This is a genomic window from Algoriphagus jejuensis, from assembly GCF_039523455.1.
Taxonomy (GTDB): Bacteria; Bacteroidota; Bacteroidia; order Cytophagales; family Cyclobacteriaceae; genus Algoriphagus; species Algoriphagus jejuensis.
Genome location: NZ_BAAAFI010000006.1, coordinates 210,115 through 217,053 on the forward strand (window position 1 = coordinate 210,115; position 6,939 = coordinate 217,053).

6 protein-coding genes are annotated in these 6,939 nt (G+C 49.2%); 1 reads left to right on the plus strand and 5 read right to left on the minus strand.

From position 1 onward, the window contains the following. From dnaN to ABD031_RS07885, 5 genes are all read right to left on the minus strand, one after another. The gene (gene dnaN / locus ABD031_RS07865; protein WP_343850089.1) at positions 1 to 1,125 is read right to left on the minus strand and encodes a DNA polymerase III subunit beta; all 1,125 of its coding nucleotides are present in this window, start codon (positions 1,123 to 1,125) and stop codon (positions 1 to 3) included. A gap of 229 nt (positions 1,126 to 1,354) precedes the next feature. Then, positions 1,355 to 3,046: a gliding motility-associated ABC transporter substrate-binding protein GldG gene (gldG, locus tag ABD031_RS07870; protein WP_343850091.1), complete on the minus strand. Its 1,692-nt coding sequence runs from the start codon at positions 3,044 to 3,046 to the stop codon at positions 1,355 to 1,357. Then, complete coding sequence (gene gldF / locus ABD031_RS07875; RefSeq protein ID WP_343850093.1) at positions 3,043 to 3,762, minus strand: gliding motility-associated ABC transporter permease subunit GldF; 720 nt, start codon at positions 3,760 to 3,762, stop codon at positions 3,043 to 3,045. Before gldF ends, gldG begins: the two co-directional genes overlap by 4 nt. Before the next feature lie 103 nt (positions 3,763 to 3,865). Further along, entirely contained in the window at positions 3,866 to 4,777 is a 912-nt protein-coding gene (gldA, locus tag ABD031_RS07880; RefSeq protein ID WP_343850095.1) for a gliding motility-associated ABC transporter ATP-binding subunit GldA, read from the minus strand. Between the two features lie 108 nt (positions 4,778 to 4,885). Beyond that, positions 4,886 to 5,584 (minus strand): SDR family oxidoreductase, encoded by a 699-nt coding sequence (locus tag ABD031_RS07885; RefSeq protein WP_343850097.1) that lies wholly within the window; start codon positions 5,582 to 5,584, stop codon positions 4,886 to 4,888. Between the two features lie 143 nt (positions 5,585 to 5,727). On the opposite strand from ABD031_RS07885, the gene ABD031_RS07890 reads away from it, so the two are divergent. Then, positions 5,728 to 6,939: amidohydrolase (locus ABD031_RS07890; protein WP_343850099.1), on the plus strand; the 1,212-nt coding region annotated here is incomplete at its 3' end.

Sequence of the window (6,939 nt, forward strand, 5' to 3'; positions counted from 1 at the left end):
TTACACGTAGTTGTTCAACATCACCGGCATCACCAGCATGAGGATATCTTCGTTTGCATTCTGCTCAGCCGGCAGGATCAATCCGGCACGGTTTGGAGCGCTGAATCGCATGCTCACTTCTCTGCAACCCAAGTTGTTTAGCATCTCAACAAGGAACTTCGCGTTGAATCCGATCTCAATGTCCTCTCCGTCATGCTCGCAGGAGAGTCTTTCGTTTGCTTCGTTGGAGAAGTCCAGATCTTCTGCCGATATCATCAGCTCGCTGCCTGTCAACTTCAAGCGTACCTGATGGGTAGTTTTGTTGGCATAGATGGCGATACGACGGAGTGATCCGAGCAATTCCAGACGGTCGATGTTCATTCGGTTAGGATTGTCAACCGGGATTACATTTTCGTAGTCAGGATAACGCTCATCAATCAGACGACAAATCATCTTGATGCTGTTGAATTTGAAATAAGCGTTGGACTGATTGAATTCTACCGTTACCGGCACATTATCACTTGGTAGGGTAGACTTCAGCAGATTTAGCGCTTTTCTTGGAATGATGAGACTAGCTCCGTTTGGAGAAGCTACATCCACTCTGCGATATCGGATCAATCGGTGACCATCTGTTGCCACAAAGGTGGTGTTGGTTTCACTGAGATTGATGTAGACACCAGTCATAGCAGGTCGGAGTTCGTCAGAGCTGGCCGCAAAAATGGTATTGGAAATCGCGGCAGACAGCACCTCAGTGGACATATCCACCGTTGTTGCGTTTGATACTGTCGGGATCTTTGGAAAGTCGGTGGCATTCTCACCGGCAAGTCTGTAGCGACCATTGTCAGAACTGATCTCTACCGCATAGGTGTCATGATCGATACTGAAGGTCACTGGCTGTTCCGGGAGATTTTTCAGCGTCTCAATCAGAATACGCGCCGGCACCGCGATATTTCCGTCCTCTTTTGCCTCCACATGCAGCTGAGTCATCATAGAGGTCTGCAAATCAGAAGCCGTAATGGTCAACACAGAATCTTTGATCTCAAACAGGAAGTTCTCCAAGATCGGAACCACCGGGTTTGTTGTCACGACGCCGTTGATGGCCGAAAGCTGCTTCAGCAAAGCAGAAGAGGAAACAATAAATTTCATATAAATGTGATTTTATTTTCAAAAGGTCAGGCCCGACTATCGTCAGACGGGTGGAATCTCGCAGCGACGAAAATTATCTCTCCAAGTGAGGTTCTTCGTCTTGCTCTATTTCAAATCGCGGAGCTCAGTACTAACTTTTATTCCAGCGGGGTAAATTTATAAATAAAATGCTAATTCGGCGGGTCAGAATTGTCTTTCGCCAAAATTTTCTGATCTAATTTCCGGAGACTTACCCGCTCGTCTTTTTGGCGTACCGCAGCTTTCTCAAATAGAGAATCAGCCCTCCCAGTAGTCCCAAAACGAGCACCGGAAGCACTACATTTATGCCTTGCCAGAACGCTTTCTGCTGCGAAACCTTTACTTTATTGAGCGGTCTGATCTGTAGTGAGCGATTTCTTGACGTGATAATTCCATCGGGATCGCTGAGATATTGCACGAGATTTTGTAGGAGTTGCCGGTTGGCATAGGTCGTCTGCGCAAAGGGATCTTCTCCCAAGGCTAGGGGCTGATCTCCCTGCAAACTCAACTGACTCTGAAAAATAGAACCATCGCCGAAGACCACGACACGACCAAATCCACTTTCTTTGAAATCAGCTTTAGCGAACCCTTCCGGTACAAATCGGTTCTTGAAAAGTGAGGTAAACTCTCCCTCTAACAGGTAGCCCAACGGCAAATTTTTGACAGAAAAGGCGGAGACATCCGGCTCTCCTTCCATGTCCGAAAAGGCAACTCGTGCAGGCGCCTCCAGTATTTTTTCATTTTCAGATCCGAAAATCAAAGGAGTCTTCCTCACTCCATCTGCCTTGACAGTGTCTAAGCTGCTCGCAAACCGGAAATTCACTTGATCCAACGCCTTGGTAATCGGATGCGCCTGCACTCTTCCAGCATTAAAATAGAAGGGCCAAGGCATCGGCACCAGCTGTTGTTGATTGCCAAAATTGCCTCCCATCACCGGAATGTAGTTGAAGTTAAGGTCCTGAATCAGATCCTTGTTGATGCGAATACCATAGCGGAAGAGCAGCCGATCCAAGTCATTTTCGAGAGGAAAAGAAAAGGTGCCAGCCCCACCTGCTTCGGCCAAATTCACATCGACTCCTTCCGCAGCTACTACGAGATTCCCTCCCTGCATCACGTACTGATCCAGCAGATATAGCTCGCGCTCGGTGTAAGTTTGCCTTGGACCAAGGATAAAAATCACTCCAAAAGAGCTCAAGTCCTGTGGTGACTTCGCTTGATCTAGAGGCACTTTGAACACCTCATATGCTCCGTCCAACGCCTCAACCATGCCAAATCCGTCGTCTTCCGAAAGCTCTCCGTGACCGATAAGCATGGCGATGGCAGACTTTTCCGGAGTGATCAACTTACGAATAGCATTGCTGATCTCGTATTCCAAATTTTCGATGGAGGTATTCAATATCTGATCCGGAGACATGCCGCGCTCACCTTTGAGGATCAGCGCGCCGGTTTCGTATTCGTCGTCACTAACCAAAATCCCGGGAAAGATCAGCTGGGCTTGTTGACCTGTATTTTGTGTGACATAGAGGTTAGTGGGATTGATTCCATAATCCGCCAGGGTGTAGATGAAGTTTTCCTGCAGCGAATCGGTGACTGTTAGCGGATCAAAATAGGAAACAGTTATCGTCTCTGAAGAAAAGGCATTGAAAGTACGGACCGTTTCCTCAATGGACTTTTGGAGGCGTCGCATTCCGCCGGGTAGGCTTTCCCCGGTCAATAGTATGTCCACATGTATTGGCCGATCAAGATTCACAAGCAGTTCCTCCGTGGCAGGACTGAGGGTAAACCGCTTTTCCTCCGTCAAATCCAAACGAAACCGGAGAAAATTCCCCAGCGCAAGCAGAAGCAATACTCCTCCCAATAGAATCAAATAAGGTCTTGCGGTACGGTTTACTGATTTCTTCATTTGCCTTTCAAAACCAAAACAGAAGCCCCCAAAAACACCCAAACCATTCCGAATAGAAAGAACACATCCCGACTATCCACCACCCCACGACTGAGGCTCGTGTAATGCTGGCTCAAGCTCAGCTCCTCCACCCAGTAGGCAAACTCTCCAGTCAGCATCTCGGCCAAAGCTGTCAACCCGAAGTATAGGACAAAGCAAAAGAACACGCCCAGCACAAAAGCCACCACCTGCTGCGAAGTCAATGAGCTAGCAAAAAGGCCCACTGCAGCAAAGGTCGCCCCGATCATGAGCAGCCCGATCCAGCTGCCAAAGAAACCTGCCAAATCAAGATTCCCGACAGGATCTCCAAGCTGCATGATGCTGTAGGCATATAATAAGGTCGGCAACACCGCTAGGATAACCAAGGCTAGTAAGGCCAGATATTTTGCCAAAATGATCTGAAACAAAGAAACCGGCGATGTCCGCAGCAGCTCCCAGGTGCCGCTCTTGCGCTCCTCGGAAATCGACCGCATGGAGATCGCCGGAACCAAAAAGGTAAACACATAGGGAGTATAAGCAAACAGCGATTCGAGATCCGCAAAGCCATAGTCCAACACAGAACTCTCGGGAAAAACCCAGACGATCAGCCCCAAGGCCACCAGAAACAAAGCCAAGATCAGGTAGCCGGTAAGGCTCCCAAAAAACGCGTTGATTTCTTTGAAAAAGAGACTTTTCATCTAATCGCAAGTTGTATATCAGTGGCCATCACAATAACCGACGGGACGAATCTCGCCTGTTTTTTAATCAAGCCTGCGTGTGACGCCGGAGTCGTGGTTGGTTTCATGGCGCTTCGGTAATTTCTCTGAAGAGCGTCTCCAGATTTTTCTTGCTTTGATTGAGGCTGTTGAGGTTTAGCGAGCGCTCCGCGATGACTTGCATCAGAAACTTTCTGGTCTCCGCAGGATCAGACGTTTCGATGATCAATTCCTTTTTATCTTTCGCTCCGAACCGGACTTTTCCAAGCTTCTCAAACCAGCCCAGCTCTAGTTCTTCTTCGGTTTCCAGGATCAATTCAATTTGACCCGAACCTGCTTTAAGTTCAGAAAGAGAGCTGGCCGCTAAGATTTTTCCCCGGTTGATGATCACCACATCCTGGCAGATCGCCTCCACTTCCTGCATGATGTGGGTAGAAAAAATCAGTGTTTTGTCGGCGGCTATCTCCCGAATCAGGTTTCGGATCTCAACTAGCTGATTGGGATCTAGTCCAGTCGTAGGCTCATCCAAGATTACGACTTGAGGGTCATGAATCAAGGATCTTGCCAGTCCGACTCGTTGACGATAGCCTTTAGAAAGCTGTCCAATCTTCTTGTGCTGCTCGGTGGAAAGTCCGGTCTTTCGGATCAGTTCATTCACACGCTGCTGAAGGATCGAAGCGTTCATGCCATAGAGTCCTCCCGAAAATTCTAGAAACTCCCGCACATACAGATCCAGGTAAAGCGGATTGTGCTCGGGGAGATAGCCGATTTGAGCGCTGACTTTCTTGGGGTTTGCCAGAGCATCTTCGCCCAAGATCGTCACCGCTCCACCATCTGCCGCCAAGTACCCGGTGATGATCTTCATGGTGGTGGATTTCCCGGCACCATTTGGTCCGAGGAACCCCAAAATCCTCCCCGGCGCAGCCGAAAAACTGACGTCATCGAGCGCTTTTTGTGATCCGTAAAGTTTGGAAAGTTGGGAGACCTGGAGTGACATGGATGATTTTTAGTCAACCAAAAGTAAGGAAAATATGTAGTTTTCAGTGGTCGGTATTTAGTCGCAGTGATCAGGCATTGACACACTGCAACTGAATACTGAGTCCGCCTACTTCTTCCCCTTCGGTCTCAGCGGCCGGCATTCCACATCCGCCACGAAATAGTTGGGATGCGTCTCCAGTGTTTGGACGATAGTCAAGGCGACATCCTGAGGGCGCATCATGTTCTCATTCGCCTGAGTTCCCTCGATCGCATCAAAGAAATTCGTCTGAGTCGAACCCGGATAGATCGTGGACACCTTGATCCCAAAGTCGCGCAACTCCATGTACATCGAGTGCGAAATTCCTTTCACCGCATGCTTGGTGCCGACATACCCTGCAAAGTTCGCCACGCCATTCAAGCCGGCAATCGAGGCCACATTGACGATGTGACCTTCGTCGGCAGCTTTCATAGATGGGATCAGGCGCTTGCTCACGTAGAATATCCCGTGGACATTGGTATCAAACATCGCTTTCCAGTCTTCTGACGACATGGACTCCATCGGGCCCGCCACTCCAAAACCTGCGTTATTGACTAGTATACGGATGTCGGACCCCAACTTCCCCACTGTCTCCGTGTGGGCTTTTTCCACTTGTTCCTCCACAGATACATCGCAGGCGAAAAAGTGAAAATTATCGTGGGACAAGTCCGGCTTGGTCCTCCCCCAGCCTGCTACGGTAGTTCCTTTTTCAAGTAAAAATTTGACGACTTCCAGCCCTATTCCTTTGCTGACACCAGTGACGACGGCAATCTTATTTTTCAGTTCCATAAAATTTCATTTCTAATACAAAGCCATATCAATAGGAAAAGTTCTTCTTTTTGGGATTTTACACGAGGAGAAAAGAATTATTGGCTCGGATGATTACTTTCAAGCTACGAATAACCGCTAACCGAACCATCAATCCCTTTTCTATGAATAAACTTATCCTCCCCCTCCTACTCCTCAGCGGCGTAGCCATGGGACAAACCAAGCTGCGTCCAGAAATTGACAAAAAAGCGGCGGCCATCGAGACCAAGGTCATCGAGTGGAGACGCGACATTCACCAAAACCCAGAATTGGGCAACGCAGAAACCAGAACAGCAAAGAAAATCGCCGACCACCTTCGTGCCTTGGGTATTGAAGTGCAAGAAGGAGTGGCCGTGACCGGCGTCGTCGGAATCCTCAAAGGAGGCAAGCCTGGCCCAACCGTCGCATTAAGAGCCGACATGGATGCCCTGCCCGTGACCGAGCGCGTGGATTTACCATTCAAATCGACGGTAACTACCACGTACAATGGTCAGGAAACCGGAGTGATGCATGCCTGCGGACACGATACGCACGTCGCGATCCTGATGGGTGTGGCCGAGGTGCTAGCCGGCATGAAAAATGATTTGCAAGGCACAGTCAAATTCCTTTTCCAACCCGCTGAGGAAGGCATCTATCAAGAAGGAGTCAACTCTTGGGGCGCAAAGCAGATGGTAGAAGAGGGCGTCATGAAAGACGTGGACGCGGTCTTCGGACTGCACATTGGCTCTCAGATGGAAGTAGGCAAGATCGGCTATCGCTCCGGCCCTGCCATGGCTGCGGTGGATAACCTGGAGATAACCGTTCACGGAACACAAGCTCATGGCGCATCACCTTGGTCTGGAGTAGATCCAATCGTGACATCCTCGCAGATCATCACCGGATTGCAAACGATCCTTTCCAGAAATGTCAACATCACAGAAAATCCAGCTGTAGTTACTGTGGGAGCCATTCACGGCGGCATTCGTCACAACATCATCCCTGAAAAAGTCGAAATGATCGGCACCATCCGAACCTTTGGCGACGAGCAACAGGAACTTGTTCACCGCCGAATCACCGAAATTGCGACTAACATAGCAGAGAGCGCGGGCGCAAAAGCAGATGTAAACATCAAAAAACTCTATCCCTCGACAATCAACGACCCAGCCCTGACTGCACAGATGGCTGCAACGGTTCTCGCAGCCGCGGGCGAAGGCAATGTAATCACCAACCCTCCTATCACCGGAGCGGAAGATTTCAGCTTTTTCCAGCGGGAAAAGCCGGGACTCTTTATCTCTTTGGGAGGTATGAAAAAAGGTGGTGATCCAACCAAAACCCCATCTCACCATACCCCTGACTTC